Source organism: Pseudomonas sp. RC3H12, assembly GCF_018596375.1.
GTDB lineage: Bacteria > Pseudomonadota > Gammaproteobacteria > Pseudomonadales > Pseudomonadaceae > Aquipseudomonas.
This window is the reverse complement of record NZ_CP075595.1, coordinates 1,629,431-1,655,488: the sequence shown is the minus strand read 5'-3', so window position 1 is coordinate 1,655,488 and position 26,058 is coordinate 1,629,431. Positions and strand designations below refer to the sequence as shown.

The window sequence follows — 26,058 nt, the reverse complement described above, 5'->3', positions numbered from 1 at the left end:
GCCGGGTTCAGCGCACAGGGTCGATGGCAACGGTTTCCTCATATTCCGGCACGCACACCTGCCAACCGAGCTCCAGGCTGATTCGCCGTCGCAAGGTGTCAGCGGCATGTGGCTCGCCATGGATCACATAGGTCTGCCGCGGTGGCCGGGTGAAACCGCGCAACCACTCCATGATCTCGTCGGCGTCGGCATGGGCCGAAAGGTTTTCCATGGCGTGCACCTGCGCCCGAATGGGAACGTCTTCGCCCTGCAGGCGTACGCTGCGGGCGCCAGCGACGATATCGGCGCCGCGCGTGCCTCCCGCCTGGAAACCCGAGAACAGGATGCTGTTGCGCGGATTGGGGGCTAGCGCCTTCAGGTGGTGCAGCACCCGGCCGCCGGTAGCCATGCCACTGGCGGCAATGATCACCGCCGGCTCGCGCAGCTGGTCGAGGTGGCGGGACTCATCGACCGTGCGGATGATACGCGTGCCCTTGCTCATCGCGGCGCACTCCGCCGCCGTTAGCCGATGTTCGTTGCGAAACTGCTGATAAAGGGCGGTGGCATCGGTGGCCATCGGGCTGTTGAGGTACACCGGGATATCCGGGATCAGCCGGTCACGCTTGAGCTTGTACAGGTAATACATCAGCAGCTGGGCGCGCCCGACAGCGAATGACGGCACCAGGACAATGCCATGGCGCAGGAGTGTCTGGTTGATCACCTGGGCCAGGTACTGCTCGGTCGATTCTGTCGGGTGCTGGCGATCACCGTAGGTGGACTCCACCAGCAGCACATCCGCCGTTCGGATCAGCTCCGGCGCCCGCATGATCGGGTCTTGCGGCCTGCCCAAGTCACCCGAGAAGACCAAGGTCTGCCCCTGTGCACTGAGCTGCACCGTTGCCGCACCCAGGATATGGCCTGCCGTGCGCAACAGCAGGTCCATGCCCTCGGCGATCGGCATTGCCTGGTGCAGCTCCACCGGGCGCAACAGTGCCAGCGCCCGCTTTGCATCCTGTTCTGTATAGAGCGGCCGCGCCGGCGTGTGTCTGGAATAGCCGTGGCGATTGGCATGTTCGGCCTGCTCTTCCTGCAGCCGCGCGCTGTCGAGCAACAGCACTTCAGCCAGGGCGCAGGTTGCCGGGGTGGCATAGATCGGCCCGCTATAGCCCTCCCTGGCCAGTACCGGCAGGTAGCCGCTATGATCGAGATGGGCATGGGTCAGCACGACCGCATCGAGCGCCCGCAGTGCCGGTGGCAAGGGCTCCCAGTTGCGCAGACGCAATTGCTTGTAGCCCTGGAACAGTCCGCAGTCGACCAGCACCCGCGTGCTGTTGTGGGTCAACAGGAATTTGCTGCCGGTCACTGTCCCGGTGCCGCCGAGAAAGGTCAGTTGCATGGCCAAGGCTCCTGGGTTTCGAACACATGGGGATGAACCACCAGCACGCTGCACGGTGGGTGATCAACGATACGTTCAGTGGTATCGCCCAGCAGCTTGTCCAGCCCTTTGGGCTGCACCACACCCATCACCACGGCGTCGACCTCCAGGGCCGCGACCTGTTCGCGGATCACCTGCACCGGTCCGCCCTCCATGAAGTGCCGACAGTCCGGCGCCACCCCTTCGGCCTCAGCCAAGGCATTGAAGGATTCCTGCAGTGCTTCGCGCATCTCTTCGATCCACGCTTGGGTGACGTTGATATCCGCTGCGAACACTCCGGCCATGTTGTAGGCAGAGAGCAGGTGCAACTCGGCATCGCACTGCAGTGCCAAGGCCTGGGCAACACGAATGAGTCCACGGTTGAACTGTTCCTGTACGGCTGGCGTCTCGCTGAAGCGGGTGTCCACGGCTACGAGAACACGCCGGGGCAATGAGGCGGCCGCCATCGGCACGAACAGGGTGAGCCCCTTGAAGCCGCGCATCAGCGCACAGTCCAACGGGGTACCGAACAGCCGCGCCATGGCCGACGTGGCTTCACTGTCCTTGATGACCATGTCCGGTTGCAGTTCGCGAATATAGTCAAGGGCCTCGCTGCGGACATCCTCGGCGGCGAGGCTATCGACCGTCAGTGCCACACCACTGCTGCGGTGCCGCTCGACCAGCGTTCGCAACTGCTCGCGATAGTGATCGTACTGGCGCTTGATATCGGCCTCATTCAGCCGCTCTTCGCGCAGCAGGTGCGCCTCGCTTGGCACGAACACCCCCAGCACGTGCACGCGGGCTCCGCTGGCATGCGCCAGCGCCAGCCCCCTACGCAGCGCGGCTGAATGCGGATCGACGTCGATAATCAGCACCAGCAACTGTCGATATTGACTCATGGTGGACCTCCGGACTTGCGCCGCTGGGGTGCGATGAAAGGGATTTTCCGGGGGTGGTCGCGCTGGCGCTTGATGCAGATCAGAAACGCGTGATCCGGTCCGAACTTGACGATTGTCAGAACCGCGGCGGCCGTCCACGTTACAACGGCTTCAGGCATCTATCCGGGTGATGGGAGGCAATATGAATACGCAGCAGACCGAACAGCCGGGCGCCTGCGAGCACTGGGTCGAAAAGCTTGATGACGGCACGCCCGTGCTGATCCGGCCGCTGCGCGAGGAAGATCACGACCGCGACCGGCAGTTCCTCAGGTCGATCACCTCCGAGGCCCGGCGTTTCCGCTTCATCGCCGGGATCAGCAGCGGCCTGCCCAGCCTGGACCCGCAAAGGATGCCCGTCGACTACCACCAGCGCATGGCCTATGTCGCGCTGGCTCACGTCGACGGCTGCTTGCAGCAGATTGGCGTCAGCCGCTACGCCGGAATATCGGGTAGCCCGTGCTGCGAGTGTGCCGTGGCGGTGCGGGAGGACTGGCAGCGTAGAGGTCTGGGCAAGCGCCTGTTGCTGCACCTGATCGAAGCGGCGCGGCGCAATGGCTATGAGTGGATGATGTCCAGGGACCTGGCGAACAACTACGCCATGCACCGCCTGACCAAGGCGCAGGGGTTCACCTCACGTTACCTGGGCGGCGATGTCAGCGAGATCCTTCACGAACTTGACCTGCGGGCCTGAAAACCAAGGCCCTTGCGGGCCTTGTACCTTACCCCTGGGCATGTTCGGGGGAAATCACCAGCACACTGCTGGACAAGCGATGCAGTACCCGCTCCGCGGTACTGCCGATGAACCATCCAATGCCGTGGTGGTGATAACTGCCCATCACCAGCACATCGATATCATTGTTATCCATGAACACGGCCAGAACCTTGGCTGGGTCGCCTATGCGCATGTGCCGGTGCTCGACGGCGATGCCATTGCGCTCGGCAAGGGCCTGGAAGGCATCGCTCTGGGCTTCGTGAAGCGTCTGGGCGAGGTTGGAATCGAACAGAAACGAATGCTCCCGGCTGCCGCCGGCGTCCAGGTACATCGAACCCAGGTCATAGGCATACAGCAATTCGATCTGCGCGTTACACTGCAGGGCCAGTTTCAACGCCTCGCTGATGATCTGGTCGTTGAAGCCTTCGAACTGATCCTCGGGCCTGGACAGGTCCACAGCCGCGAGGATCCGGCGCGGCAGCGCATGGCTGGCCTTGTGCACCAGATGCAGCGGGATGCGGGTTTCACGCAGCAGCTGGATATCCAGGGAGGTGAACATGGCACGCGCCCACCAGGGTTCATGCTCGAACGCCTTGATCAACATGGCGAACGGCTGTTCGCGCAGGTGCACCAGAATCTCGCTCAAGGGATGCTGCACCCACACCACCTCGGTGGTGACCGTGACACCATTGCGCCGCATCGACTGCGCCTGGCTTTCCAGCCATTCCCGGTGTTGCCGCACGTAGCCTTCGCGCATCACCGCCAGTGCCTGGTCATTCACCAGGCCCGCCGTGGCAAGCCCTTCCACATAATCGAAAGCCACGATGTGCAACGCCATGCCCTTGGCCTTGGCCAGTGCTGCGGCGCGGTCGTAGACGGGGGTTCGGCGCATCAGGGGCGATGCGATCAGCAGCAGTCTTTGCAGGGTTTCCATGGCACACCTCGGCGGTTGCGATACGTAACCCAAGCATCGTTTAGCCGTGCTTTGCAGACTTGACGTTTGTCAACTGACGCCCCACGGACCAACGGCATATCCCGCTGCACAAAAACTTGACGAGGATCAACGTATCGCCGCTTGCCGGGCGCACGCTACTCACATATCAACAACAATCTCCAGCCTCCGGAGGCGTGCCATGGCCCTCATCAACGCAACGGTGTTCGGCGACAGAAACCGAATCGTGCTGGCAGGGACGCCTTCGCTTCGCATTGTTCCGCAGTTTTCCTGCCCATGCATGCTCCGGAGGCACCCATGAACACCTACATCGAGCACAACACCGAACGGAACCGCTGTTGGGTCCGCATGGACGACTGGCGGGTAGGTTTCAGCACCGCCGCTGAAGCCGAACAGTTTGTCGAGCGGCTCAACGCCCGCCTCAACGCCCCGCATTCGCTGGACATGCTCGCGGATTCGTCGCTCCGCCCAGGCGTGACAGTCCGGGCTGGCCGGCGATGTGCAAAGGAGGCCTGAACATGTCTGGCCAACTGAAAGTCACACTGCTCGAGCAGCCTCCTTCACCTGCGGTTCACCTGGAACCACTGGCGACATTGTGCCGCGACTGTAGGGTCAGCGGCTTGTGCCTGCCCACCGGTCTGCCCTTGCATGACACCGGCTGCCTGGGCGCGCTGATCGGGCCACGCATGCGTATCCGCAAAGGGGCGGCGCTGTTCAATGCCAATGACCCCTTGACCACGCTCTATGCCGTGCGCTGCGGCAGTTTCAAGACCAGCCTGAACAGCGTCGAAGGCCAGGGTGTAGTGATCAACTTCTGGATGACGGGTGATGTGCTTGGCCTGGACGCCATCGCCACCGACCACCATGTCTGCGACGCGATTGCCCTGGAAGACAGCGAAGTCTGCCCAGTGCCGTATCGTCGCCTGCAAGCGCTGGCACGCGACTTTCCGGTATTGCAGCAAAGCCTGAACCGCTTGATGAGCCGGGAGATCGTGCGTGAGCACGGGCGCGTGCTGATGCTGTGCAACCTCACCGCCGAGCAGCGCCTGGCCAGTTTTCTGATCGGGCTGTCCAGGCGCTTCGTCAACCGTGGCTACTCCGCCCATGGTTTCATGTTACGCATGTCACGAGAGGACATGGCATCTTACCTGGGCCTGCGCCTGGAGACCGTATGCCGTTCGGTCGCCCGCTTGCGTGCGCAAGGCATCGTCAGCCTATGCGGCAGGCTGGTGGAAATACTTGACATGCCAGCGTTGATGGCGCTCGAGCAAGGCGGCCCTGACAGTGAACGCAAGCAAAGCCTGAAAGCGCCATGCTCGACATGCTGAATGTTGGCCACGGCGCCGTGGCGCTGGGGATCGGCATGCTGGTAGGCCTTGAGCGCGAACGCAAGAAACGTCGCGACGAGGAACCTGCCGCAGCGGGGCTGAGGACCTTCGCCATCACTGCCCTGCTTGGCTATGTCAGCATGCTGCTGGCAGGACCGGTGCTGGTCGGCACAACGAGCCTGGGCCTGGTACTGCTGCTCTGCCTGCAATACCGCCACTCGCCCAGGAGAATGCCGGATGTGACAGGGCAGATAGCCCTCTTGCTGGTGCTTGTGCTGGGCGCGCTGAGCGTTGCCGAGCCTGAGCTCGGCGCTGCAGCTGGTGTGGTCACGACCGTATTGCTGGCCCTGCGCCATGAGCTGCATCATTTCGTGCTGCAGCGACTGAGCGAACAGGAGCTGCGTGATGGGCTGACATTGCTGACGGTAGCCCTGGTGGTATTGCCACTTACACCGGATCGCTTTCTGGGCCCCTACAACGTGCTCAACCCACGCACCATCTGTACCTTGGTCGTCCTGCTGATGACGGTGGCAGCGTTGGGCCATATCGCCATACGCCTCTTGGGCCCGCGCTATGGCCTGCCCTTGAGTGCCATCGCTTCAGGTTTTGCCTCCGGCTCGGCGACCATTGCCCTGCTGGCCCATGAAGCCCGACGACAAAGCGCAGCGGTGCGCCCCTTCGCGGCGGCGGCGGTGTTGTCGAACCTGGCCACCATCACCCAGTTCGCCCTGGTGCTGATCTTCATCGACCGTCACCTGCTCGGCCCTTTCCTGCCAGCGGTCGGCCTCGGCGCGCTGGTTACCGCGCTCTATGGCGTGCTACTGCTCGCGCCCTGGCGCGCCGACTCAAGCTGCTCGGCGGTGAATCCAGGCACTGGCGCCTTCAACCTGTGGACAGCCCTCATCATCACGCTCGCCCTGACCGGTATCGCTTTGCTCTCGGCGTTTCTGCTCGAACACCTGGGACACAACGGTGCCAGCATCGCAGCGTTCGTCAGCGGCCTGGGCGATGCCCACGCGGCAACGGCGTCAGCAGCCTCGCTGGTGGTTGCAGGTCGGCTGCAAATGACCGAGCTGGTGGTACCGGGCATGATGGCTTTGACGGGGAACACGCTGACCAAATGTGTTTTGGCGTTCAGCAATGGTGGCTACGATTTTGCGCGGTACCTGGTGCCGGCGCAGCTCATCATTCTTGGGACGATGTGGCTGGGGATGCTGGCGTAACGCCCCATTGCCGCCAGCGATCGCCCCACAGTCGCTGACGCGCAGTTCGAACACTTGGGCGGTGGCAAGTCACATTCAGAACGACGCCCGTTCTGGATCACTCATCCTCGAACAAGGTCCTACCATGCCCCAAACCTTCGACGTCTTTCGCCGTGAAGAACAAGGCCAACTCCCCAGGGTCGAACGCTCTGTATAACCAGTGCCCGGCAACCGGCCCTCTCGTTATCACATAGTTCAAGCGGTATCGGAGGATGGCGCCAGCGTTAAACGAACCCGAGTTCAACTCGAATATCTCGCCATGATCGAGTGCCCATAGCATTTCGACGAGCTTGTCATTCAACACCACCCCTTCGGCGACCTCGATCAGATGGCGCTCGTGCAATTTCTTTTGAAGTCTTGCGCTTCTGGCCATGTTCAAGCGCCCTTGCTGCGCGACGGAGAATTCATTGGCCTGCCCACGACTTACCGTTGATCAACCAACCCAACCTGCCCCGCATCGTCAACATGGGGAAGCAGCCCACTGGCCTCCAGGTCGCGCATCAGTTCAGTCAGCATCTGCCGCTGGTTCTCGGTGATCGGTGGCGGCACATACCAGGCGCCCACACTCATGCCCTCGCGCTTGTAGCTGAAGCTGCGCAGCAGCTCGCCATCCTTGTAGACCTTGCCGGTGAGGTTGTGCACGTAGCTGTAGGGCATCGGGAACGTCAGCAGCGTCAGGGCGTTGAGCGCGACCAGAAAACCAGCCCCTTCCCCTGGCGGTTGGCTGATGACCAGGGCGTAACCCTTGCGCGGCAGTCCGTGGTCGACGAAAGAGAACGCGCCCGACGACCTGACCGCCTTGGTCAGCTCGTCGCGCTTCTGGACGTCCAAGCGGGTGTATCCATCCGGCATCACCAACAGGCTCATCGGCACATAGGGCTTTTGCGCGTGATAGCCCAGCGGCTTCATCGACGGGTTACAGCCACCGAGCAATGCCAGCCCGGCCGCCATCAGCGCCGCCTTGACCAGGTTGTTCATCGCTGCGCCTCCAGCGGCTTGCTGGCCTGGTTGGCGGCCTGCATGTCACGGGCGAAAGCACGGGCGACCCGACGGATGTTTTCCTCGCGCTCAGGAATACCGAGGTCGAGCAGCCAGGCGTACTTGGCCATGTAGTTCTCATAGTGATAGCGCTTCAGCACCTTGCCATCACGCATCACGGTGAAGTCGGCCTTGGTGTCCAGGTCACTCTGCAAGGGCAAGAGGAACAGAGTGGCGGCACTGAGGAACAGCAACGGCGCAGGCGCGACCTTGCGCTGGGCATCCAGCTTGACCATCACCTGGGTCTGCCCTTCGCCAGCGGCACCGTTCTCGACCTTGCTGAACACGCCGCTCTCGCGCAGGTAATTGCGCAGCTCGGTGCCGTGTTCAAGCGAATCGACCATTACCGCGATCGGCGGCAGGTAATCCTGGCCTGCCTCGATGCGCGGATCGGGCAAGGTCTGGGTACCTGCGCAGCCGGCCAGCAGCAGGCTGGCGCTGAGGAACAGAGTCTTTTTCATTGCGGGTTTTCCTGGGCACGGGTCACTTCGCCGGCTGGGCGGCTTGGGGCAGTGGCATGACGAAGGGGAATGCTGGCGCCATGTTCAAGTTCAGGGCCTGCAGGGGCGGCAATGCGGGGGTGTAGCGCCGGGCGATCACTTCATCGCGCGGCTGCTGGTCGCCATGGAAGAACAGGCAGGCGGAAGGCCCGAGGCAACGCGAACGGAATTCGCCGATGTAGTACGCCTTGCCGGCTTCCAGGTGCATGGGCACGAGGAACTGTTCCCGTGCCCGGATGGAGCTGTAGCCACCGTTGTAGCCGTTCCAGAAGAACTGGAAGTCATAGAACTCGTAGTCACCGGGCTTGAGGGGCATGACGAACACGCTGGCCTCGCCGGGCAACGCCTGCTTGTCGGGGCCGCGCACCTCTTCGATGTCCTTCGGGGTGTGGGCCACCTCGGCGAAACCCCACCATGCCGCCGCGCCGTCCTGTGCGCCACGTTTGCGCAGGAGGATACGCTGGTTGGTGTAGGCACTATCACGGCCAAGGGGGCCGATGCTGCCTACCAGGTACGTTACTGGACCACCAGCGGCCGGTTGCAGGGCCTCGCTGACCAGGGCGGGAGATTTGGCGGCGCAGCCGGTAAGTAGGGCAAGCGGTAACAGACGTGCGAACGCACGGAGCAATCCAGACATGAAAAATCCTTGGGGCGGGTCTCGATCCATCGGCAGCTGCAATCAGCGAGCAAGCACCTCAGCTGCGGGGGCGCAATGATATAGCGCGGCAAGGGATCAGGCGAGCAGGAATACGGCCTTTTGCCACCACCCTTGCGCAGGCACTATTGCCCTCCCTCAATCCGAGCAAAGACAACGCATTGAGCCGAACGCCCCATTGGTCAGGCGGTCATGGCGGATCGCCTTCAGGGGGCTATCGTTGCTTGTCTGGGCGACCACGACCGACGAGGGCGGTGCCATGAATACCAGTGATCTACTCGAACAGCTGCTTCGGGCCGGACAAGCTTCGCAGACGCAACAAGGGAGCGGCGGCAGGTCATCGCAAGACAGCCTGGGTGGCTTGGGTGGCTTGCTCGGCGGCCTGCTTGGCGGTGGCGGTACAACGGCTGGCGGTGGCGGCCTTGGTGGTTTGCTGGGCGGACTGCTGGGCGGCGGTGGCAGCAACACTGGCGGCTATACCCAGGGGCGTTCCGCAGGTGGCGTCAATTACGCGGCCCTGGCGTCGCTGGGGATGATGGCATTCAAGGCCTATCAAAGCTGGCAGCGCAGCCAGGCGACAGCCCCGCAGCAGGCGGTCCGCACGGTGGATCAACTGTCCGGCGCCGAGGCCGAGGATCACAGCCATGCGATCCTGCGCGCACTGATTGCGGCGGCCAAGGCCGACGGGCGCATCGACCAGCAGGAAGAACAGTTGATCTACGCCGAAATCAAACGCCAGACCAGCGACCCGCAACTGCAGCAATGGCTGGATGAAGAAGTCGGCAAGCCACTCGATGCTGCAGAAGTGGCGCAGTCCGCGCGGGACCCGGCCATGGCCGCAGAAATGTACCTGGCCAGCGTGATGCTGGTGGATGACCAGCAGGAAGCTGAACGGGCCTACCTGGATGAGCTGGCCGGCGCACTGCAACTCGATCCGGCACTGCAGGTGCATCTGGAGCAGCAGGCCAAGGGAGTAGCCTGACCGGGCGGCAATGACTGTGTTCGCCATTGATCCGCGGCCAGAGTGGGCAAGACTTTTGCGAACGACAGCCGTGGGGCGATCGCTACCATCTGCGAGTGACCACTTACGACTCAAAATACTCGCCCCAACCTGCCGGGCCGGCCATCCGTTCCCAGACTCAAGTAGAGGAATGCCATGCTCAATGAAACAAACGATAACCGCGCTGTCTACCAAGGAGCCTGCCATTGTGGGACGGTGCAATTCTCATTGCGCTTGACCGACGGCACGCGTACAGCGCGCAGGTGCAACTGCTCTCTCTGCCGTATGCGTGGTGCCGTGGCGGTATCAGCTAACCTTGGCGACATCACTGTTACCCAAGGGGAAGAGGCGCTGACTCTTTATCAGTTCAACACACGCGAAGCAAAGCACTACTTCTGCTCGAAGTGTGGCATCTACACCTTCCACCAGCGCCGTTCTGCGCCTGATCAGTACGGAGTTAATGTGGCCTGCATTGAGGGCATGAGCCCATTTGACTTCCCAGAGGTGCCTGTCTGTGAAGGTCGGACTCATCCTAAAGACCGTGTAGTCGGGGGCTCAGAGGTTGCAGGATGGGTGCGATACGAAAGCACCGCAGAGTGACTGCACAGCCTGCCTGGAGACCGTGCTGCGAGGGCGGGTGGCTCTCGCTGCGAAGAGCACGTCCATCGACCCAAAGCCGCCTGTCACGGTCCTGTTGATCAGGATAGGCTTGGCCGGGAGCCCGGCCAAGCAGGTTGGCACGTCACAGCCGGGGATCGTTTTCCCACGTGGTGCCGTAGTAGTCGTGGATACCTCTGCCCCAAGTCGGGTCACTCATGTTTGGCCAGTTGTCCTTATCGAAGCCTGGGGCGTTCTTCAGGCGGTCCTTGTCGGCATCAAGGACGAAGCGCTTGTTCACCGTATCCAGGCGTAAAGCCCCCCACGGCACGGCGAACAGCTTTTCACCCATCCCAAGGAAACCGCCGAACGACAGTACAGCGTACGCAACCTTGCCGCTGGCGGTGTCCAACATGATTTCCTTGATGTCACCCAAGTCTTCGTCTTGCGTGTTATACACGTCGTTGCCGATGAGCGTTTCCGCCCCCATCAGCCGCGGCCCCGGTCCGCGGTCTCCCTCGACAGTGAAATCGGTCCGTCCCTTGTACATACCGTACTTGTCGCGTTCTTCGAAGTTCATAGTGCGCTCCTGGCCAGAGGCCATAGGCAGTGAGCATCTCGACGCTTGGTTCAAGGCTGCTCGGGTGACGCCGGCGGAGATGCCCGGCGTGATCAGACATTTTTTAACCGCACGGTATCTCTCCTGCATCAGCAAGGCTCGTAAGAGAGACGGGCGGGACAGCGAGCGACGGGCTAGGACACTAAGCTTCGAGGGCCTGGATCCGTTGCTGCGGTGCTCAGAACAGGAGAGTGATGAGCATCATCAGCCGTTCGCTATTTGCGACCAGCGGTGGGACGTGGAGACGACTGAAGCGGCATCCGTCTCAGATCGAGCGCTGGTTCACACGGGCAGCGAGTTGCTCGGCGTTTTCCTTACGTTCCGAATAGCGATCCACCAAGAACGCCTGGCGGTCGCGCAACAGAACGGTGAACTTCACCAGCTCCTCCATGACGTCCACCACACGATCGTAGTACGGCGAGGGTTTCATCCGCCCGGCGTCATCAAACTCAAGGTAGGCTTTGGGCAGCGAAGACTGGTTGGGAATGGTGAACATGCGCATCCAGCGGCCAAGCACGCGCAACTGGTTGACCACGTTGAATGACTGCGAGCCGCCACACACCTGCATGACCGCCAGGGTCTTGCCTTGAGTGGGGCGAACCGCACCCAGTGCCAGAGGAATCCAGTCGATCTGCGCCTTGAACACCGCTGACATTGCACCGTGGCGCTCTGGCGAACACCAGACCTGACCTTCCGACCACTGCACCAGATCACGCAGCTCCTGCACCTTGGGGTGCTCAACAGGTACATCGTCAGGTAGCGGCAAGCCCGACGGATTGAAGACCTTGGTCTCGGCACCGAAGTGCTCCAGCAGGCGTGCAGCTTCCTCCACCAGCAGGCGACTGAAGGAACGTTCGCGGGTCGATCCATACAGCAACAGGATGCGCGGTTTGTGCTCGCTGGAGCGGGTTGCCGCTGGCGGCAGATCGAACAGCGAGAGATCGAGATTAGGCAGTTGCTCGGACATGTTTCCTCCTGCTCAAAGCGTAGCGATGCGATCCAGCTCATTTTTGAGCTGCTCACGATCGAGATGTTCGAATGGCAGCGCAAAGAAGGCCTGGCAGCGAGACTGGATCCGGGCCAGCGTTGCGCGGAATGCAGCGTCGACCGACGCTTCGTCAGCCACGACAGCGGACGGATCCTCCAGCCCCCAGTGCGTCTTCAGCGCAGGGCCGAAATACACGGGGCAGGCTTCGCCGGCAGCGTTGTCGCAAACGGTGATGACGATGTCAGGAGGGCAACGCTCGAACGCGTCATTGCCCTTGCTGCTCAGACCCTCGATCGAGATGCCGGCATGCTGCAAGGTGGTGAGGCTGCGAGGCAACACTTGGCCTTTCGGGTAACTGCCGGAACTGACGGCTTCAAATCCGTGAGGGGCCAGGTGATTGAACATGGCCTCGGAAAGGATGCTGCGGCAGCTATTGGCCGTGCACATGAATAGGACTCGCATGAGGGCTCCTGCGCTTCGTGGCGGGTTTCAGAGGCTGAGGCGCAATGCCAGAGCCGAAAGGGTGATCAGTAGAACTGGCAGCGTCAGCAGGATGCCGACTTTGAAGTAGTAACCCCAGGTGATGCGCATGCCTTTGCGCTCCAGTACGTGGAGCCAGAGCAGCGTGGCGAGGCTGCCGATGGGGGTGATTTTCGGGCCGAGGTCGCAGCCGATGACGTTGGCGTAGATCATCGCCTCGCGTACCAGTCCTTGCGCCTCGCTGGCCTGGATCGACAAAGCGCCGATCAGCACGCTGGGCATGTTGTTCATGATCGAGGACAGCAATGCAGCGATCAGCCCGGTGCCGATGGCGGCACTCCACAGCCCTTGCTGCGCAAGGCGGTCGAGCAGGTGGGTGAGCATGTCGGTGAGGCCGGCGTTCTTCAGACCGTATACCACCAGGTACATACCGAGAGAAAAGATCACCACCTGCCAGGGTGCTTCGCGCAGCACACGCCGGGTCGAGATGCGGTGGCCACGGGCGGCGACGGTAAACAGGATCGCGGCACAAGTTGCAGCTACCGCACTGATCGGGATACCCAGTGGCTCCAGAGCGAACAGGCCGATCAGCAACACCAGCAGCACCCAGCCACCAACCTTGAAGGTTGCGCGGTCATGAATTGCCTCGTTTGGCATCTTCAGGGCCGCGAGCGCGTACTGTCTCGGGATATCACGGCGGAAGAACAGGAACAGCACCAGCAGGGTTGCCGACACACTGGCGAGATTCACTGGCACCATCACCGAAGCGTATTCGCTGAAGCCCAGCTTGAAGTAGTCGGCCGAGACGATGTTCACCAGGTTGGAGACCACCAACGGCAGGCTCGCCGTGTCGGCGATGAAACCGGCCGCCATGACGAAGGCCAGTGTCGCGGCGGGCGAGAAACGTAGCGCGAGCAGCATCGACATCACGATAGGTGTGAGGATCAGCGCCGCACCATCGTTGGCGAACAGCGCCGACATAGAGGCGCCGAGCAGCACACAAAAGGCGAACAGGCGATAGCCGCTGCCGTTTGCCCAGCGCGCCACGTGCAGCGCGGCCCACTCGAAGAAACCGGCCTCATCCAGCAGCAGGCTGATGATGATGACGGCGATGAAGGTGACGGTGGCGTTCCAGACGATGGCCCACACAGTCGGGATGTCGTGCAGCGAAACGGTGCCTGCCGCCAGGGCGATGAGGGCACCGAGCGCTGCGCTCCAGCCAACGCCAAGCCCCTTCGGCTGCCAGATGACCAGGATGAGGGTGAAAACGAAGACTGCAATCGCTACCAGCATGATGACCTCGTACAGTGATGATCAGCAGCAGGCAGCGTCACGAACGGGGCGACCGTCCATGTTCTGCAGACGCAGGGTGTTTTCTGCCAACCATTGCCTGTTGGCCTGCAGTGTCGCCTGCAAGATCTCGTGTACCCAGGCGGGCAGGTCCGGGTTGAGGCGGTAGTACACCCATTGCCCTTGGCGGCGGTCCAGCAGCAGGCCACTGCTGCGCAGCTGCGCCAGGTGACGACTGATCTTCGGCTGGCTGTCGTTCAGCGCGCACATCAGCTCACAGACACATAGCTCACCGAGACTGGCAATCAGCAGGCTGGCGCGAGCACGGGTTTCGTCAGACAGGCTCTTGAACACATCGGGCGGGGTTATCATGGCTGCACCAATACATATGGAAATCCAAATATACGGATCCCCATATGTATTTTGCAAGCGTCTACGGGCGTTCAGGCGTGCCAGGGGTGGTCGTATTCGCGGTACAACCATCGATCAGGCTGATGTTTACTATCGAGCGCCCCGCCTGTCGGCTCGGCAAAACCGTCTCTTATAATCGCCAACCATTTTTTCCGCTCCCCGGTCCGCCCCAGGCGGCATCCCCCCATGGAATCCAACACCATGCCCAGTGTCACTCCGCCGTCTCACGGCCGTCCCGAACACAGTCAACAAAGCGTCAGCCAACAGTGGCTGGCGATTCTCTCGGTCGCCGTGGGCGCCTTCGCCCTGGTCACCAGTGAGTTTCTCCCGGTGGGCGTACTCAACGATGTCGCCAGCGACCTGGGCATCAGCGCCGGCCAGGCCGGCCTGATGGTCACCCTGCCCGGCATCATGGCCGCCCTCGCCGCGCCCTTGCTGTCGGTGGGCATCGGCGCCCTGGACCGTCGCTACCTGCTGATCGGCCTGACGCTGATCATGATCCTCGCCAACGCCGTCGTGGCCTACGCCAGCGACTTCAGCCTGCTGCTGTTCGGCCGCGTGCTGCTGGGCATCAGCATCGGCGGTTTCTGGGCCACCGCCATTGCCCTCAGTGGCCGCCTGGCCCCCAAGGGCGTGGGCGTGGCCCAGGCCACCTCGATCATCATGGTCGGCGTGACCCTGGCCACCGTGCTGGGCGTGCCGGTCGGCACCTGGCTGAGCGGCCTGATGGGCTGGCGCATGACCTTCCTGGCTACCGCGCTGGTTGGCGTGCCAGTACTGCTGGCGCAGGTCTTCCTGCTGCCGCGGCTCACCCCCGACAAAGCCATTCGCATCAGCGACCTGCCGGCGCTGTTCGTCAATCCGCAGGCACGGGTCGGGTTGATCGCGGTATTGCTGATCGGCCTGGCGCATTTTGCCGCCTATACCTATGTCGCACCGTTCTTCAAGCAAAGCGCCGGCTTCGATGGGCCGACCATCGGTTCGCTGCTGTTGCTGTACGGCGTGGCCGGGGTGATCGGCAACATCTTCGCCGGTTTCGCCGCCAACCGCAGCGTGCGCCACACCCTGTTGCTGGTCGCCCTGATGATCGGCATCAGCACCGCCCTGTTCCCCTACTTCGCCACCGGCATGACCGGCGCCGCGATGCTGATCGCGCTGTGGGGCTTCGCCTTTGGTGCCTTCCCGGCCTGCGCCAGTATCTGGATGTTCGTGGTGGCACCCAAGGATGTCGAACGCGGCATGCCGCTGTTCGTCGCCATGTTCCAGGTGATCATTGCCTTGGGCTCGTTCTTCGGCGGGCGCATTGTCGATCAGCTCGGTACCGCGGTGCTGTTGAGCCTGGCCACGGCCCTGGTGGGCTGCGGTTTTGTCGCGGTACTGGTGCTCGGGCGCAACGTCTCCAATCGGATGGCGGCGCAGCCTTGCTGACCGATCGCGGTAGATGACACTGGGCAGCAGCTGGCCTCAGGAGGACACGAGCGGCAAGGCGAACACCTCGATGTGCGGTATGGTTGCACGATCGCTACGGCGTTGCCGATCAACGCCGCGCCCTTCCGGAGACCAGCATGCTGCGTGTTTTTGAACGATGGCTCGACCCCTTCCCGCCTGATGAAATACCACCGCCACCGCTAGGCCTGCTGCGCTTTTTGTGGGCCTGCACGCGGGGCGCGCGCGGGTACCTCCTGGCCCTCGCGCTGTTCAGTGCCGGCGTGTCGATCTATGAAGCCTGGCTGTTTTCCTTCCTTGGCCAGGTGGTCGACCTGCTTCCCGCCTGGCAGGCGGGTGGCGCAAGCGAACAGGAAAGCCGCGTGCTCTGGAGCATCGGTATCGTCCTGCTGACCAGTATCGTGCTGGTGACCCTGCGCACCCTGATGCAGCACCAGGTGCTGGCGATCAACCTGCCGCTGCGCCTGCGCTGGGATTTCCATCGGCTGATGCTGCGCCAGAGCCTGTCGTTCTTCTCCGACGAGTTTTCCGGCAGGGTCACCACCAAGGTGATGCAGACCGCGCTGGCCGTGCGCGAGGTGTTGTTCACCCTGATCGAGGTCCTGCCCGGCATCGGCGTGTACTTCATCGCCATCATCGCCCTGGCCGGCGGTTTCGCCCTGCAACTTATGCTGCCGTTCCTGGCCTGGGGCGCCCTGTTCGGGCTGGCGATGCTGTACTTCGTGCCGCGCCTGGGCAAGGTCGGCCAGGAGCAGGCTCATGCGCGGTCGTCGATGACCGGGCGCATCTCCGATGCCTACACCAACATCACCACGGTGAAACTGTTCTCCCATTCCAAACGCGAAGCACACTTTGCGCGGGCGGCGATGGAGGACTTCAAGCTCACCGGCTTTCGCCAGATGCGCCTGGTCAGCCAGTTCGAGATCGTCAACCAGGCGCTGGTGGTCGGCTTGATCCTGGGGGCCGGCGGCTATGCCCTGTGGCTCTGGCACCAGGGCCAGGTTGGCGCGGGCGCCGTGGCGGCGGTCACGGCCATGGCCCTGCGGATCAACGGCATGTCGCACTGGATCATGTGGCAGATGACCTCCCTGTTCGAAAACATCGGCACCGTGCAGGACGGCATGGCCACCCTGACCCGCGGCCCCAAGGTGCAGGATGCGCCCGACGCCGGCACGCTGGTGACCCGCGGTGGCGCGGTGACCTTCGACAAGGTGAGCTTCAACTACAACGGCGAACGCCAGGTGCTCGATGACCTGAGCCTGCACATTCGCCCCGGCGAAAAAGTCGGCCTGGTGGGCCGCTCCGGCGCCGGCAAGTCCACGCTGATCAACCTGCTGCTGCGCTTCTACGACGTCAACGACGGCGAGATCCGCATCGATGGGCAGAACATCGCCCAGGTCACCCAGGACAGCCTGCGCAGCGCCATCGGCATGGTCACCCAGGACACGTCATTGCTGCACCGCTCCATCCGCGACAACATCGCCTATGGCCGCCCCGAAGCGACCGAGGCGCAGATCCGCAGCGCCGCGGCCAACGCCCAGGCCGATGGTTTCATCAGCCAGCTGAGCGATCGGCAAGGCCACAGCGGTTACGACACCCTGGTGGGCGAGCGTGGCATCAAGCTGTCCGGTGGTCAGCGCCAGCGCATTGCCATTGCCCGGGTGATGCTCAAGAACGCGCCGATCCTGTTGCTCGACGAAGCCACCAGCGCCCTGGACTCGGAGGTTGAAGTCGCGATCCAGGAAAGCCTCGACGACATGATGCAGGGCAAGACCGTCATCGCCATCGCCCACCGTTTGTCCACGATCGCCGCCATGGACCGGCTCATCGTCATGGACGAAGGAAGCATCATCGAACAAGGCAGCCATGCCGAACTGCTCGACAGGAACGGCACCTATGCACGGCTGTGGCGGCATCAGAGCGGTGGTTTCCTGGGTGAGGACCAGGGGCTGGCGGAGGCAGTGGAGTAGCGGCGGGGAAACATCGTGAAAGTCGCGACCCGGAAAAATACTGCCCCCCTACCCTCTAGCCACCAACAAGCTGCCCAGCCAGTCGATGAACGCCCGCACCGGCGGTCGTTCGAGCTTCTCCCTGCGGGCGACCACGTAATAGGCGAAACGCGACGGCCAGGGCCGGTCCAGGGCCACCTTCGCCTGGCTGCATATCGCAGCCCTGGTGGGCTTTGATTTCAGTGTCCACCGCCACCTGACGCGCTGGTACCGGCAGGTCGAACGGCGCCCGGCCGTGCAACGCAGTATCCGCCTTCCCGCCCCGGCCACCGGCCCGTGAGCATGCTGACCCAAGGAGCAGTCATGAACACCACCCCGAACACCTGTGGCGCCAACGCCGACACCTTTCGCGAACATGCCGATGGCTGGCTCACCTACCCGCACGCCACCCACGACAGGCACGGGCCGCTGCGCCTGGCGGCAAAAGCCCGCGCCTGGCGCGAAGCGATACCCGGTGGCGGTTTCCGCCCGCACATGACCAATGAATGGATCGACCTGGACGACGACCCGCACTTTCCCCGAACGCCCCTGCAGGGCGGTTACGTACTGCGCACAGGGCGCCATGGGCTGGTCGAGCTGCTGGAGAAATGGCGCGCGGCCGGGGTGAACCACGCCGCGCTGGGATTGCAGATGGCCAGGCGTCCGGCGCAGGACATCATCCAGGAGCTGGCCGAGGAGGTATCGCCGTTGTTTCCGACGCTGCCAGGGCCGCAGCCTCATTCACAAAGCTGGTAGCGCCAGGCAGCCGCAGCGCCTGTCCATCGCGGTATGTCGGGTAGTCCCGGCTGTGGGCCCCACCCGATCTGGCCGACGTGGATCAGAATGCGTAGACCAATGTCGCCGTGGCGCTGCGCGGGGTGCCGTACCACCCGCGCCCACCGATCGCGGAGTAGTACTTCTCATCCAGCACGTTGTTGAGGTTCAAGGCGACGCTGGTCTGCGGCGTGAACGCATACTGCGCCATCAGGTCGACCACACTGAAGGCGCCCTGGGTGAACGTCTCCTTGTTCGGGCCGGCGTTCTTCTTGTACTCCATCCCCTGCCAGCGCACGCCGCCGCCAATCTTCAACTGTGGCAAGGACTGCAGTTGGTAACTGGTGAACAGCTTGAAGGTATCGCGGGGTACTTCGGTGAGCAGGCGCTTGCCATCGGAATCCTCGGCCTGGGCATAGGTGTAGCTGGCGGAAACCTGCCAGTCAGGCAGGATCTGCCCCGCCATTTCCATCTCGAAACCACGGGTCTTGGTGCCAGATTCGGCGCGGTAGGCCTGGTCGCCGTTTGGTGCCAGCTTGTCGCCGTCGGCCACGGCCAGGTTGTCCTGCTGCACCTCGAAGACACTGAAGGCGGTGGTCAGGCGCTTGTCCCAGAACTCGCTCTTGATACCCAACTCGTAGTTCACGCCCTCCAGCGGCTCGATGTAGCCGCCACTGGCATCCTGCCTGCTCTGCGGCTTGAAGATCGCGGTATAGCTGGCGTACGCCGACCAGTTTTCGGCGAAGTCGTAGACCAGCCCCACGTAAGGCGTGACAACCCCGGTTTCGCTGCGCGAGGTGCGCGTGGTGGCGCCGCTTGACAGGGTGGTCCCGGTTTCGTCGCGTTTCCAGTCGATCACCCGTGCGCCGGTGATCAGCGACAGCTCATCGGCCAGGCTCCAGCGCACCGACGCCACCAGGCCGTCCTGGGTTTCGTCCAGCGCATCTTGCGAATACTTGTTGTGGATAGCGTCCGGAATCGCCAGCGAACCGTCCCAGGTATGAATGTTGTCGATAGGCTGGCTCGTCCATAGCTGGTAACCGGGATTACGGTAGTAGGCCCGATAGTGGCTAGCGCCGAGGTACGCTTGATGCTCGCGGGAAAGCAGCTCGAACGGGCCGCTGGCGGACAGGTCGAACGACGTCTGCCGGGGCTCGCCCGCCCAACGCCCGGTCCAGGTGCTGATACCGCTGCCATCGGGCTTGACGCTACCGGCGGCGGCGGTGGCGAAGGTGTCGTCATAGCTGCGACGACTGTGCTCGGCATTCAGTTTCAACTGCCAGCCGTTGTCCAGCTGGTGTTCCAGCGTGGTGAACAACGTTTTCGTGCGGCGCTTGTGGTAGCTCCAGTCCGAGGCCGAGTTGAACGAACGCGACGGATTGAAGTGGCTGCCATCGGAGTTGTACATCGGGAAGCCGTGGTTGCCTGCGCCGTCGTTGTCCATCTCCTGGTACTCGGCGCCCACGGTCAGCATCGTGCTGTCGGTGACATCCCATTCCACCACCCCGTAGGCCACCTGCCTCTCCAGCGACTGACGATCGACATGGCTCTGGCTGTCGGTGGTCGACGCCACGAAACGCCCACGCACATGGCCGCTCTCCGACAGTTTGCCGGACAGGTCCAGCTCGGTGCGGTAGCTGTCCCAGGAGCCCGCCTTGAGGGTCAGCTTACGCTGCGTCTCGAGGGTCGGTTTCTTGCGCACCAGGTTGATGGTGGCGCCGGGGTCGCCGGTCCCCGACATCAGGCCGGTGGCGCCGCGCACCACCTCGACCCGGTCGTACGACACCATGTCGGCAAGGTCGTCGCGAAAGCCGAAGGTGTCGGGGCGGTTGACGCCGTCGACCTGGATGCTGCCGACCTGGAAGCCGCGTACATAGATATGGTTGGCGTCGCTGCCGGCCGGGCCCATGCTGTCAACGACCACGCCCGGCGTCTGCTCGAGCACCTGAGTGACGTCTGTCAGGTTCTGGTCCTCGATCTGCTGACGGGTCACCACACTGACCGACTGCGGCGTCTCGCGTGCCGACAGGCGCAGGCCGGTCGCGGTGCTGGCAGAACCGGTGGTGTAGCTGCCGGTGCCTTCGGTGGTGCTGCCCAGGCCCAGGGCGTCGACGCTGGTCGCGCCAAGCTCGACGGCGCCGTCGTTGTACACCTTGCTCAGCACATAGCGCTTGTCGCCCACCTGCTGCACGCGCAGCCCCGATCCCTGCAGCAACGCGGAGAAACCTTGCTCCAGCTCGAAGCTGCCGTGCAGCCCCGAGGAATGCAGCCCGCTGGTTTCGTCATTGCTGAAGCTGATGGTCACGCCGCTGGCAGCGGCGAACTGGCTGATCGCGGAGGCCAGGCTGCCGGCCGGGATATCGTAGCGCTGCGCGGCGGCCCAGGCGGTCGAGGTCGCCAGCGCGGCGCCGCAAAGGCTCAGTGCGAGGGTCGCCTGGCGAATACTGCAGGCTAGCGAGGTACGGCGTGCGGACATGAAAAGGGGTTCCTGTTTCGGGTTGGCTTGGGCACGCTTGATGCGCGCGCCCTCAAGAGCCGAAGCAGCGAAGGAAATCTGCTACCCCAAATGCGAAAAATTCTCGAATGTTTGAGAGCGAATGAGATTTCAACCACTCTTCCCGGCTCGGGCCTCCACGATTGTGGGCCCCTACCCCTTGCCGATTGGCTCCAGGCGCACCCAGTAGCGCGTCATGCGCCGTGCGCGAACCGGCAACGCGTCTTCCAGGCTGGCCAGGGCGACGTCGGTGTCGTCCAGGTTGAATGCGCCAGACAGGCGCAAGCCGGCGACCTCCCCCGCGCAGCCGAGATAACCGGGGCGGTAGCGCGCCAGCTCATGGACCACCTCGTCCAGGCGCCAGTCAACGCTGACCAGCATGCCCTCGGCCCAGGCCTGGCCACCGGGGGCCAAGGGTTGCAGGGGGCCGATATGGTCGGCGGCAAAACTCAGGCTGTACCCGCTGTCGATACGCACCACCTGCGACGCCCGGCTGGGCCGCACCTCCACGGCATGGGCGGCCACCGCCACATGGCTCACGTCGTTGTCCTGACGCACGCTGAAGCGGGTACCCAGGGCCAGGATGTCGCCTGCCACGGTGCGCACGCTGAGTGGCCGCGCATCCTTGGCGGTTTCCACCAGGATCTCGCCGCGCTGCAGCTGGATCAGGCGTTGGCCCGCGTCGTAGCGAACATCGACACGGCTGTCGGTGTTGAGGTCCAGGCGTGTGCCATCGGCCAGGGTCAGTCGGCGGCGCTCGCCGATCCGTGTCGCATAGTCGGCACTCCAGGGCGAAGCCCGGTACCCCTGCCAACCAACGGCCCCGACGCCGAGCAACAGCGCCAGTGCCTTCACGGCATGGCGCCGGTCACGCCGGGCATTCTCCAGGGTCTGCGCGGCACCGCGGGGGGCGCTGCCCAGGCGGCCTTGCAGTTGCTCCAGGCGCGCCCAGGCTGCGGCGTGGCGAGGGTCGGCCATGCACCAGGCTTGCCATGCGGCGCGGGTGGCGTCATCGACACTGCTGTCATGCAGGCGCACGTACCAGTCCACCGCCTCGCTGAGAATGGCCTTCATGCGTCCTCGAACAGCAGGCAATGCATCAGCGCGCGGGCCAGGTGCTTGCGCACCGTGCTCACCGAAACACCCAGGCGTTCGCTGGTCTTGTCGTAGCTTAGGCCGTCCAGTTGCACGGCGAGAAACACAGCCCGCGTGCGCGAGCCCAGCCCATCGAGCATACGGTCGATGGCCATCAGGGTATCGAGGATCGCGGCGTGGGTTTCGGCCGAGGGCGCATAACGCTCCGGCTGCTGCGCCAAGGCTTCGAGGTAGGCGCTTTCCAGACTGCGGCGGCGGTAGAGGTCGATGGTCAGCCCGCGCGCGATGGTCGCCAGGTAGTGCCGCGGCTCCTTGAGAGTGTCGGCGGTGCGCGCCAACAACACCCGGATGAAGGTGTCCTGGGCCAGGTCCGCGGCATCGGCGGAGTTGTTCAGACGCTGGCGCAACCAGCCGTGCAGCCAGCCGCTATGCTCACGGTACAGTGCTTCCAGGCCGGTGTGCGCAGTGCCATCGGGAACAACGGTGGACATCACGCCTCCCTAAAAAATTACCAGGTGCAAATAAGAACGTGTCTCAAGTGTACTCAGTGAGGGAGGGATTGGGAATGCTGGCATGTGAAAGGCGTCGCAGGGATTGAAGTCCGCCATAAGCCCTGGCGGAGCTTGGGCATAGCAGGATGAATGGGCGAGCGCAAAGCGAGGCAAAGAGGACTTTGCTAGGCTCTGTACGAAAAGTCTTGAGACGCAGGTCAGGCAAGGCGAAAACAGCCGAGGAAGCGCAGTGTACTGGAGTACATGAGCATTCCGAGGCTGTTTTCAACGCAGCATGAACAAGTATCAAGGCTTTTCGTACAGAGCCTAGTGGCTCCTTTCGACCCAGGCTGACACCAGCATAGTCGAGCAATGGCCTCCATCCAGCCATTAAAATATGCTGGAAAATCTTCGTTGAAAAACCACCAAATGCTCTGCGTCACTGTTAGCGGCTATTTAGAAAAAGCTTCGCTACGCCTTGAATATCACCATGCTCTCGCAATAGCTATTAATTCCTGCATACACATCACAACCAGCACCCTGCAGGTCGGAACTGCTGTTGACGAGGTTCAGGTCAACCCCCAGCCAAGGGCAAGATAGCGCCAATGACCCGTCATTGAAATGATCCACCTGGCTACCATTGCCGATCGTAAAGGAGTGCCTAGGCGATGGTGGGCGACCTTGGGTAAGGTCAATTTGAAAGAGCGGTAGGCGGCCCAAATCGATAAAAAACGTGCCAGTACTGTTGTCTTGGGTTGTTTCTCCACGCCCCTCCGAAGCGGCTGTCGAAAGTCGAAAAACCACCCTACAGGGCATAGCTGCCGCTGTTGGCTACCCCCATCGCCGAGAACATTCATCAGCGTTTGCCGTTGTAGTTGAAGCGTTCCTCTACAAGCGCTGAGCCATCGACCTTCAAGGCGTCTACATTTTTGGTTCTTCACGGATTGAATCGCTCCTGCAAGATCGGTCTTGCCAATCAGGTGGGCAGTTCTGGGTCGGAAGCGGTCATCCACGGCCAGCAGCTTTCCAACCATAGCGGTCGGTCACGGACTATCTTTTAAGGCTTGACTCAGATTGATCAGGGCCCTGATGCATGAACGCTCTCTGGATCGCACTGGCCATTTTTGGGTGCTTGATTGCCGCCTCGTTGCTCATGATGCTGTGGTACCCAAAGCTGGCATCCCACCACAGGGATGAAGACACAAATACAGTAATTCGCCTGGTAGCTAACATTTTTGTGGTTATGACATCGCTGGTCTTTGGCTTGATGATCAATTCTGCCAAAAATACCTTCGAGTCCATTGATGCAAACTTCCATGGGTATGCAACCAGTATGATCATTTTTGATCGGACACTGCGGGGCTATGGCGATTCGGCCCAGGAGACTCGCAACCGACTGATCATCTATCTTGAGCACGCTATCGACACGCCGTATCGGGGTGACGAGGCGCTGCAACATCGTAACAGCGAAGCAGCTAAATACTTGGATGACATAGGAAAATCTTTGGCCGTTATTAAGCCGCCGGACCGTTACCATGAAACGATGCTGCAGGATATACGTCAGCAATATCATTCGCTCATCGAGCAACGCTGGAGGATAGTCGAGCAGTCAGAGGGGGCAATTCCCGGCCCGCTTATCGGGATGCTTGCTGCTTGGTTGACGCTCATTTTCGCCAGTTTTGGATACCGCGCGCCCCTTAATTCGATGGTAATAGCAATGTTCATCATTTCTTCATTGCTTATTTCGGCTTCCGTGTACCTCGTATTGGACATGGACGTGCCATTTCATGGCCCTATCCAGATATCCGACGAGCCGCTGCGCAGAGCGCTCGCCGTAATGCAGCTTTAAGGGAGCGGGAACGCTTGCGTTCTGGGTGGTGACCTCGCGGCGGCATGCCTTTTTGTCGAAGCGCGTTACGATCCGGCGGTTCTTTTTCAGCCAGCCGGGTGATGGGGCGCAAAGCGGCCAATACCACTAAACAAAGGTGCGGTGGATAGCCGCAGGCATCTGCAATCCAGTACGCCAAGCACCGAAATACAAGGCTTCAACAAACTCATCTCTCATCTGATATGGTTTTTATCTCGATACCTGGGCCTGTGCTGAAAACAGATCGAGGGCCATAGTGCCCTGGCCTGATCGAGGCCTGATGAGCGACGAACCATGAGCGACAGAATCCCCTTCCGAGTCATCGAGATTGCCCCCACCACCCACAAGAGCAAAAGCCAGGTGGCCGGTGGCATTCATACACGCAGTTTCACCGGCTTCTACCGCAACCTGCGGATCGCCTTCGCCGGGTTGCTGTTCGTGCTGTTCTTCGGCACCGCCTGGTTGCAATGGGGCGACCGCCAGGCCGTGCTCTGGGACCTGGCCGACAGCAAGTTCCATATCTTCGGCGCGACCTTCTGGCCGCAGGACTTCATCCTGCTGTCGGCGCTGCTGATCATCTGCGCCTTCGGCCTGTTCGCCATCACCGTGTTCGCCGGGCGCGTGTGGTGCGGCTACAGCTGCCCGCAAAGCACCTGGACCTGGCTGTTCATGTGGTGCGAGAAGATCGCCGAGGGCGACCGCAACCAGCGCATCAAGCTGGCCGCCGCGCCGTGGGGCGCGGAGAAGATCGCCCGCCGCGGCCTCAAGCATGGCCTGTGGCTGGCCATCGGCGTGCTCACCGGGCTGACCTTCGTCGGCTACTTCACGCCGATCCGCCCGCTGGCTGCCGAACTGTTCACCTTCGAGCTGGGTGGAGTGGCCTTGTTCTGGGTGCTGTTCTTCACCGCCGCCACCTATCTCAATGCCGGCTGGCTGCGCGAAGCGGTGTGCATGCACATGTGCCCCTATGCACGGTTCCAGAGCGTGATGTTCGACAAGGACACCCTGGCGGTGGCCTACGACCCCAGCCGCGGTGAAGCCCGTGGCCCGCGCAAGAAAGGCAGCGACGCGCGCAGCCAGGGCCTGGGCGACTGCATCGACTGCACCCTGTGCGTGCAGGTGTGCCCCACCGGCATCGATATCCGCGAAGGCCTGCAGATGGCCTGCATCGGCTGCGCCGCGTGCATCGACGCCTGCGACGGGGTGATGGACAAGATGGGCTATGCCCGTGGCCTGATCGGCTACAAGTCCGAACACAACCTGCAAGGCGGCAAGACCCACTGGCTGCGCCCTCGCCTGCTCGGCTACACCGCCGCGCTGACGCTGATGATCGGCGCCCTGGTGTTGGCCCTGCAGATGCGTCCGATGGTGTCGATGGACGTGATCAAGGACCGTGGCCTGTTCCGCGAGAACGCCCTGGGCCAGATCGAGAACATCTACCTGCTCAAGATCATCAACAAGACCCAGGAACCCCAGCACTATCGCCTGCGCCTGGTTGACGCCGACGGCTTCGAGCTGCACGGTCGCACCGAATTCACCCTGGCCTCCGGCGAGATGAGCGAACTGCCGGTATCGGTGGCGATGCTTGCCGATCGCCCGACCAGCAGTTCCCAGGAGCTGACCTTCGAGATCCAGGACAGCGACCAGCCGGGGATCCGCAGCACTGCACACAGCCGTTTCGTCGCGCCGATGAATCGCTGATCCCTTACACTGCCCCTCACCTTGCCTGCCAAAACCATA

General features: G+C 62.5%; 25 protein-coding genes and 2 pseudogenes. 11 read left to right on the top strand and 16 right to left on the bottom strand.

The window, feature by feature from the left end; all coding sequences use genetic code 11:
- Window positions 1-7: 7 nt before the first annotated feature.
- Complete coding sequence (locus KHO27_RS07605; protein WP_111532433.1) at window positions 8-1,375, bottom strand: MBL fold metallo-hydrolase RNA specificity domain-containing protein; 1,368 nt, start codon at window positions 1,373-1,375, stop codon at window positions 8-10.
- Window positions 1,366-2,292, bottom strand: a complete 927-nt coding sequence (locus KHO27_RS07600) for a universal stress protein (protein WP_214501540.1) — start codon at window positions 2,290-2,292, stop codon at window positions 1,366-1,368. The genes KHO27_RS07605 and KHO27_RS07600 overlap by 10 nt, the downstream gene beginning before the upstream one ends.
- A 181-nt stretch (window positions 2,293-2,473) precedes the next feature.
- Between KHO27_RS07600 and KHO27_RS07595 the strand changes: the two genes are divergently transcribed.
- Window positions 2,474-3,022 (top strand): GNAT family N-acetyltransferase, encoded by a 549-nt coding sequence (locus KHO27_RS07595; RefSeq protein WP_111532435.1) that lies wholly within the window; start codon window positions 2,474-2,476, stop codon window positions 3,020-3,022.
- 28 nt (window positions 3,023-3,050) lie between these two features.
- On the opposite strand, the gene KHO27_RS07590 is transcribed toward KHO27_RS07595, so the two are convergent.
- On the bottom strand, window positions 3,051-3,977 hold the full coding sequence (locus KHO27_RS07590; RefSeq protein WP_111532436.1) for a universal stress protein: 927 nt from the start codon (window positions 3,975-3,977) through the stop codon (window positions 3,051-3,053).
- 315 nt (window positions 3,978-4,292) lie between these two features.
- Here KHO27_RS07590 and KHO27_RS07585 point away from each other — a divergent pair, with 315 nt between their 5' ends.
- Genes KHO27_RS07585 through KHO27_RS07575 form a run of 3 tightly spaced genes read left to right on the top strand, consistent with a single transcriptional unit; the run spans window position 4,293 to window position 6,546 of the window.
- Complete coding sequence (locus KHO27_RS07585) at window positions 4,293-4,511, top strand: hypothetical protein (RefSeq protein WP_214501539.1); 219 nt, start codon at window positions 4,293-4,295, stop codon at window positions 4,509-4,511.
- Between the two features lie 2 nt (window positions 4,512-4,513).
- Entirely contained in the window at window positions 4,514-5,323 is an 810-nt protein-coding gene (locus KHO27_RS07580; protein WP_214501538.1) for a helix-turn-helix domain-containing protein, read from the top strand.
- Window positions 5,308-6,546 carry an MgtC/SapB family protein gene (locus tag KHO27_RS07575; RefSeq protein WP_111532439.1) on the top strand — a complete coding sequence of 413 codons (1,239 nt, stop codon included), beginning with the start codon at window positions 5,308-5,310 and terminating at the stop codon, window positions 6,544-6,546. Before KHO27_RS07580 ends, KHO27_RS07575 begins: the two co-directional genes overlap by 16 nt.
- Before the next feature lie 97 nt (window positions 6,547-6,643).
- On the opposite strand, the gene KHO27_RS07570 is transcribed toward KHO27_RS07575, so the two are convergent.
- Genes KHO27_RS07570 through KHO27_RS07555 form a run of 4 tightly spaced genes read right to left on the bottom strand, consistent with a single transcriptional unit; the run spans window position 6,644 to window position 8,760 of the window.
- Window positions 6,644-6,958 carry a hypothetical protein gene (locus KHO27_RS07570; protein ID WP_214501537.1) on the bottom strand — a complete coding sequence of 105 codons (315 nt, stop codon included), beginning with the start codon at window positions 6,956-6,958 and terminating at the stop codon, window positions 6,644-6,646.
- 50 nt (window positions 6,959-7,008) lie between these two features.
- A complete protein-coding gene (locus tag KHO27_RS07565; RefSeq protein WP_214501536.1) occupies window positions 7,009-7,563 on the bottom strand; it encodes a hypothetical protein in 555 nt (184 codons plus the stop codon).
- Window positions 7,560-8,084 (bottom strand): hypothetical protein, encoded by a 525-nt coding sequence (locus KHO27_RS07560; RefSeq protein WP_110699588.1) that lies wholly within the window; start codon window positions 8,082-8,084, stop codon window positions 7,560-7,562. Before KHO27_RS07560 ends, KHO27_RS07565 begins: the two co-directional genes overlap by 4 nt.
- A gap of 22 nt (window positions 8,085-8,106) precedes the next feature.
- Window positions 8,107-8,760: a hypothetical protein gene (locus KHO27_RS07555; RefSeq protein WP_214501535.1), complete on the bottom strand. Its 654-nt coding sequence runs from the start codon at window positions 8,758-8,760 to the stop codon at window positions 8,107-8,109.
- 277 nt (window positions 8,761-9,037) lie between these two features.
- On the opposite strand from KHO27_RS07555, the gene KHO27_RS07550 reads away from it, so the two are divergent.
- Both KHO27_RS07550 and KHO27_RS07545 read left to right on the top strand, forming a co-directional pair.
- Window positions 9,038-9,760 (top strand): tellurite resistance TerB family protein, encoded by a 723-nt coding sequence (locus tag KHO27_RS07550; protein ID WP_110699592.1) that lies wholly within the window; start codon window positions 9,038-9,040, stop codon window positions 9,758-9,760.
- A gap of 174 nt (window positions 9,761-9,934) precedes the next feature.
- Window positions 9,935-10,378 (top strand): GFA family protein, encoded by a 444-nt coding sequence (locus KHO27_RS07545; RefSeq protein WP_214501534.1) that lies wholly within the window; start codon window positions 9,935-9,937, stop codon window positions 10,376-10,378.
- 142 nt (window positions 10,379-10,520) lie between these two features.
- On the opposite strand, the gene KHO27_RS07540 is transcribed toward KHO27_RS07545, so the two are convergent.
- From KHO27_RS07540 to KHO27_RS07520, 5 genes are all read right to left on the bottom strand, one after another.
- Window positions 10,521-10,955, bottom strand: a complete 435-nt coding sequence (locus tag KHO27_RS07540) for a PRC-barrel domain-containing protein (protein ID WP_110699596.1) — start codon at window positions 10,953-10,955, stop codon at window positions 10,521-10,523.
- Between the two features lie 304 nt (window positions 10,956-11,259).
- Entirely contained in the window at window positions 11,260-11,961 is a 702-nt protein-coding gene (gene arsH, locus KHO27_RS07535; protein ID WP_110699598.1) for an arsenical resistance protein ArsH, read from the bottom strand.
- 12 nt (window positions 11,962-11,973) lie between these two features.
- Window positions 11,974-12,444, bottom strand: a complete 471-nt coding sequence (locus KHO27_RS07530; RefSeq protein ID WP_110699600.1) for an arsenate reductase ArsC — start codon at window positions 12,442-12,444, stop codon at window positions 11,974-11,976.
- A 27-nt stretch (window positions 12,445-12,471) separates the two neighbouring features.
- A complete protein-coding gene (locus KHO27_RS07525) occupies window positions 12,472-13,755 on the bottom strand; it encodes an arsenic transporter (RefSeq protein ID WP_110699602.1) in 1,284 nt (427 codons plus the stop codon).
- A 21-nt stretch (window positions 13,756-13,776) separates the two neighbouring features.
- Complete coding sequence (locus KHO27_RS07520; protein WP_102684010.1) at window positions 13,777-14,124, bottom strand: metalloregulator ArsR/SmtB family transcription factor; 348 nt, start codon at window positions 14,122-14,124, stop codon at window positions 13,777-13,779.
- A 240-nt stretch (window positions 14,125-14,364) separates the two neighbouring features.
- Between KHO27_RS07520 and KHO27_RS07515 the strand changes: the two genes are divergently transcribed.
- From KHO27_RS07515 to KHO27_RS07505, 3 genes and pseudogenes are all read left to right on the top strand, one after another.
- Window positions 14,365-15,591, top strand: coding sequence for an MFS transporter (locus KHO27_RS07515; RefSeq protein WP_102684034.1), 1,227 nt, complete (start codon window positions 14,365-14,367; stop codon window positions 15,589-15,591).
- A 137-nt stretch (window positions 15,592-15,728) separates the two neighbouring features.
- Window positions 15,729-17,579, top strand: a complete 1,851-nt coding sequence (locus KHO27_RS07510) for an ABC transporter ATP-binding protein (RefSeq protein ID WP_110699604.1) — start codon at window positions 15,729-15,731, stop codon at window positions 17,577-17,579.
- Window positions 17,580-17,972: 393 nt separating this feature from the next.
- Window positions 17,973-18,353, top strand: a pseudogene (locus KHO27_RS07505) (LLM class oxidoreductase); the annotation flags it as partial.
- Between the two features lie 82 nt (window positions 18,354-18,435).
- On the opposite strand, the gene KHO27_RS07500 reads toward KHO27_RS07505, so the two are convergent.
- The 4 genes and pseudogenes from KHO27_RS07500 to KHO27_RS26375 form a co-directional block, all read right to left on the bottom strand.
- Window positions 18,436-20,847, bottom strand: a complete 2,412-nt coding sequence (locus KHO27_RS07500) for a TonB-dependent siderophore receptor (RefSeq protein ID WP_214501533.1) — start codon at window positions 20,845-20,847, stop codon at window positions 18,436-18,438.
- 171 nt (window positions 20,848-21,018) lie between these two features.
- Window positions 21,019-21,939, bottom strand: a complete 921-nt coding sequence (locus KHO27_RS07495; RefSeq protein WP_214501532.1) for a FecR domain-containing protein — start codon at window positions 21,937-21,939, stop codon at window positions 21,019-21,021.
- A complete protein-coding gene (locus tag KHO27_RS07490; RefSeq protein ID WP_214501531.1) occupies window positions 21,936-22,451 on the bottom strand; it encodes a sigma-70 family RNA polymerase sigma factor in 516 nt (171 codons plus the stop codon). The genes KHO27_RS07495 and KHO27_RS07490 overlap by 4 nt, the downstream gene beginning before the upstream one ends.
- Before the next feature lie 471 nt (window positions 22,452-22,922).
- Window positions 22,923-23,277, bottom strand: a pseudogene (locus tag KHO27_RS26375) (TorF family putative porin); the annotation flags it as partial.
- 267 nt (window positions 23,278-23,544) lie between these two features.
- Between KHO27_RS26375 and KHO27_RS07485 the strand changes: the two are divergent.
- Window positions 23,545-24,300 (top strand): bestrophin-like domain, encoded by a 756-nt coding sequence (locus tag KHO27_RS07485; RefSeq protein ID WP_214501530.1) that lies wholly within the window; start codon window positions 23,545-23,547, stop codon window positions 24,298-24,300.
- Window positions 24,301-24,612: 312 nt separating this feature from the next.
- Window positions 24,613-26,019, top strand: coding sequence for a cytochrome c oxidase accessory protein CcoG (ccoG, locus tag KHO27_RS07480; RefSeq protein ID WP_214501529.1), 1,407 nt, complete (start codon window positions 24,613-24,615; stop codon window positions 26,017-26,019).
- The last annotated feature ends 39 nt before the right edge of the window (window positions 26,020-26,058 follow it).

Excerpts from the sequence above, each read along its gene's own strand:
- KHO27_RS07560 (WP_110699588.1), bottom strand. The coding sequence starts at position 8,084 with ATGAAAAAGACTCTGTTCCTCAGCGCCAGCCTGCTGCTGGCCGGCTGC.
- KHO27_RS07570 (WP_214501537.1), bottom strand. The coding sequence starts at position 6,958 with ATGGCCAGAAGCGCAAGACTTCAAAAGAAATTGCACGAGCGCCATCTG.
- KHO27_RS07515 (WP_102684034.1), top strand. The coding sequence starts at position 14,365 with ATGCCCAGTGTCACTCCGCCGTCTCACGGCCGTCCCGAACACAGTCAA.
- KHO27_RS07585 (WP_214501539.1), top strand. The coding sequence starts at position 4,293 with ATGAACACCTACATCGAGCACAACACCGAACGGAACCGCTGTTGGGTC.
- KHO27_RS07555 (WP_214501535.1), bottom strand. The coding sequence starts at position 8,760 with ATGTCTGGATTGCTCCGTGCGTTCGCACGTCTGTTACCGCTTGCCCTA.
- arsH (WP_110699598.1), bottom strand. The coding sequence starts at position 11,961 with ATGTCCGAGCAACTGCCTAATCTCGATCTCTCGCTGTTCGATCTGCCG.
- KHO27_RS07595 (WP_111532435.1), top strand. The coding sequence starts at position 2,474 with ATGAATACGCAGCAGACCGAACAGCCGGGCGCCTGCGAGCACTGGGTC.
- KHO27_RS07540 (WP_110699596.1), bottom strand. The coding sequence starts at position 10,955 with ATGAACTTCGAAGAACGCGACAAGTACGGTATGTACAAGGGACGGACC.
- KHO27_RS07590 (WP_111532436.1), bottom strand. The coding sequence starts at position 3,977 with ATGGAAACCCTGCAAAGACTGCTGCTGATCGCATCGCCCCTGATGCGC.
- KHO27_RS07490 (WP_214501531.1), bottom strand. The coding sequence starts at position 22,451 with ATGTCCACCGTTGTTCCCGATGGCACTGCGCACACCGGCCTGGAAGCA.
- ccoG (WP_214501529.1), top strand. The coding sequence starts at position 24,613 with ATGAGCGACAGAATCCCCTTCCGAGTCATCGAGATTGCCCCCACCACC.
- KHO27_RS07510 (WP_110699604.1), top strand. The coding sequence starts at position 15,729 with ATGCTGCGTGTTTTTGAACGATGGCTCGACCCCTTCCCGCCTGATGAA.
- KHO27_RS07580 (WP_214501538.1), top strand. The coding sequence starts at position 4,514 with ATGTCTGGCCAACTGAAAGTCACACTGCTCGAGCAGCCTCCTTCACCT.
- KHO27_RS07545 (WP_214501534.1), top strand. The coding sequence starts at position 9,935 with ATGCTCAATGAAACAAACGATAACCGCGCTGTCTACCAAGGAGCCTGC.
- KHO27_RS07550 (WP_110699592.1), top strand. The coding sequence starts at position 9,038 with ATGAATACCAGTGATCTACTCGAACAGCTGCTTCGGGCCGGACAAGCT.
- KHO27_RS07485 (WP_214501530.1), top strand. The coding sequence starts at position 23,545 with ATGAACGCTCTCTGGATCGCACTGGCCATTTTTGGGTGCTTGATTGCC.
- KHO27_RS07500 (WP_214501533.1), bottom strand. The coding sequence starts at position 20,847 with ATGTCCGCACGCCGTACCTCGCTAGCCTGCAGTATTCGCCAGGCGACC.
- KHO27_RS07575 (WP_111532439.1), top strand. The coding sequence starts at position 5,308 with ATGCTCGACATGCTGAATGTTGGCCACGGCGCCGTGGCGCTGGGGATC.
- KHO27_RS07525 (WP_110699602.1), bottom strand. The coding sequence starts at position 13,755 with ATGCTGGTAGCGATTGCAGTCTTCGTTTTCACCCTCATCCTGGTCATC.
- KHO27_RS07520 (WP_102684010.1), bottom strand. The coding sequence starts at position 14,124 with ATGATAACCCCGCCCGATGTGTTCAAGAGCCTGTCTGACGAAACCCGT.
- KHO27_RS07565 (WP_214501536.1), bottom strand. The coding sequence starts at position 7,563 with ATGAACAACCTGGTCAAGGCGGCGCTGATGGCGGCCGGGCTGGCATTG.
- KHO27_RS07495 (WP_214501532.1), bottom strand. The coding sequence starts at position 21,939 with ATGAAGGCCATTCTCAGCGAGGCGGTGGACTGGTACGTGCGCCTGCAT.
- KHO27_RS07605 (WP_111532433.1), bottom strand. The coding sequence starts at position 1,375 with ATGCAACTGACCTTTCTCGGCGGCACCGGGACAGTGACCGGCAGCAAA.
- KHO27_RS07530 (WP_110699600.1), bottom strand. The coding sequence starts at position 12,444 with ATGCGAGTCCTATTCATGTGCACGGCCAATAGCTGCCGCAGCATCCTT.
- KHO27_RS07600 (WP_214501540.1), bottom strand. The coding sequence starts at position 2,292 with ATGAGTCAATATCGACAGTTGCTGGTGCTGATTATCGACGTCGATCCG.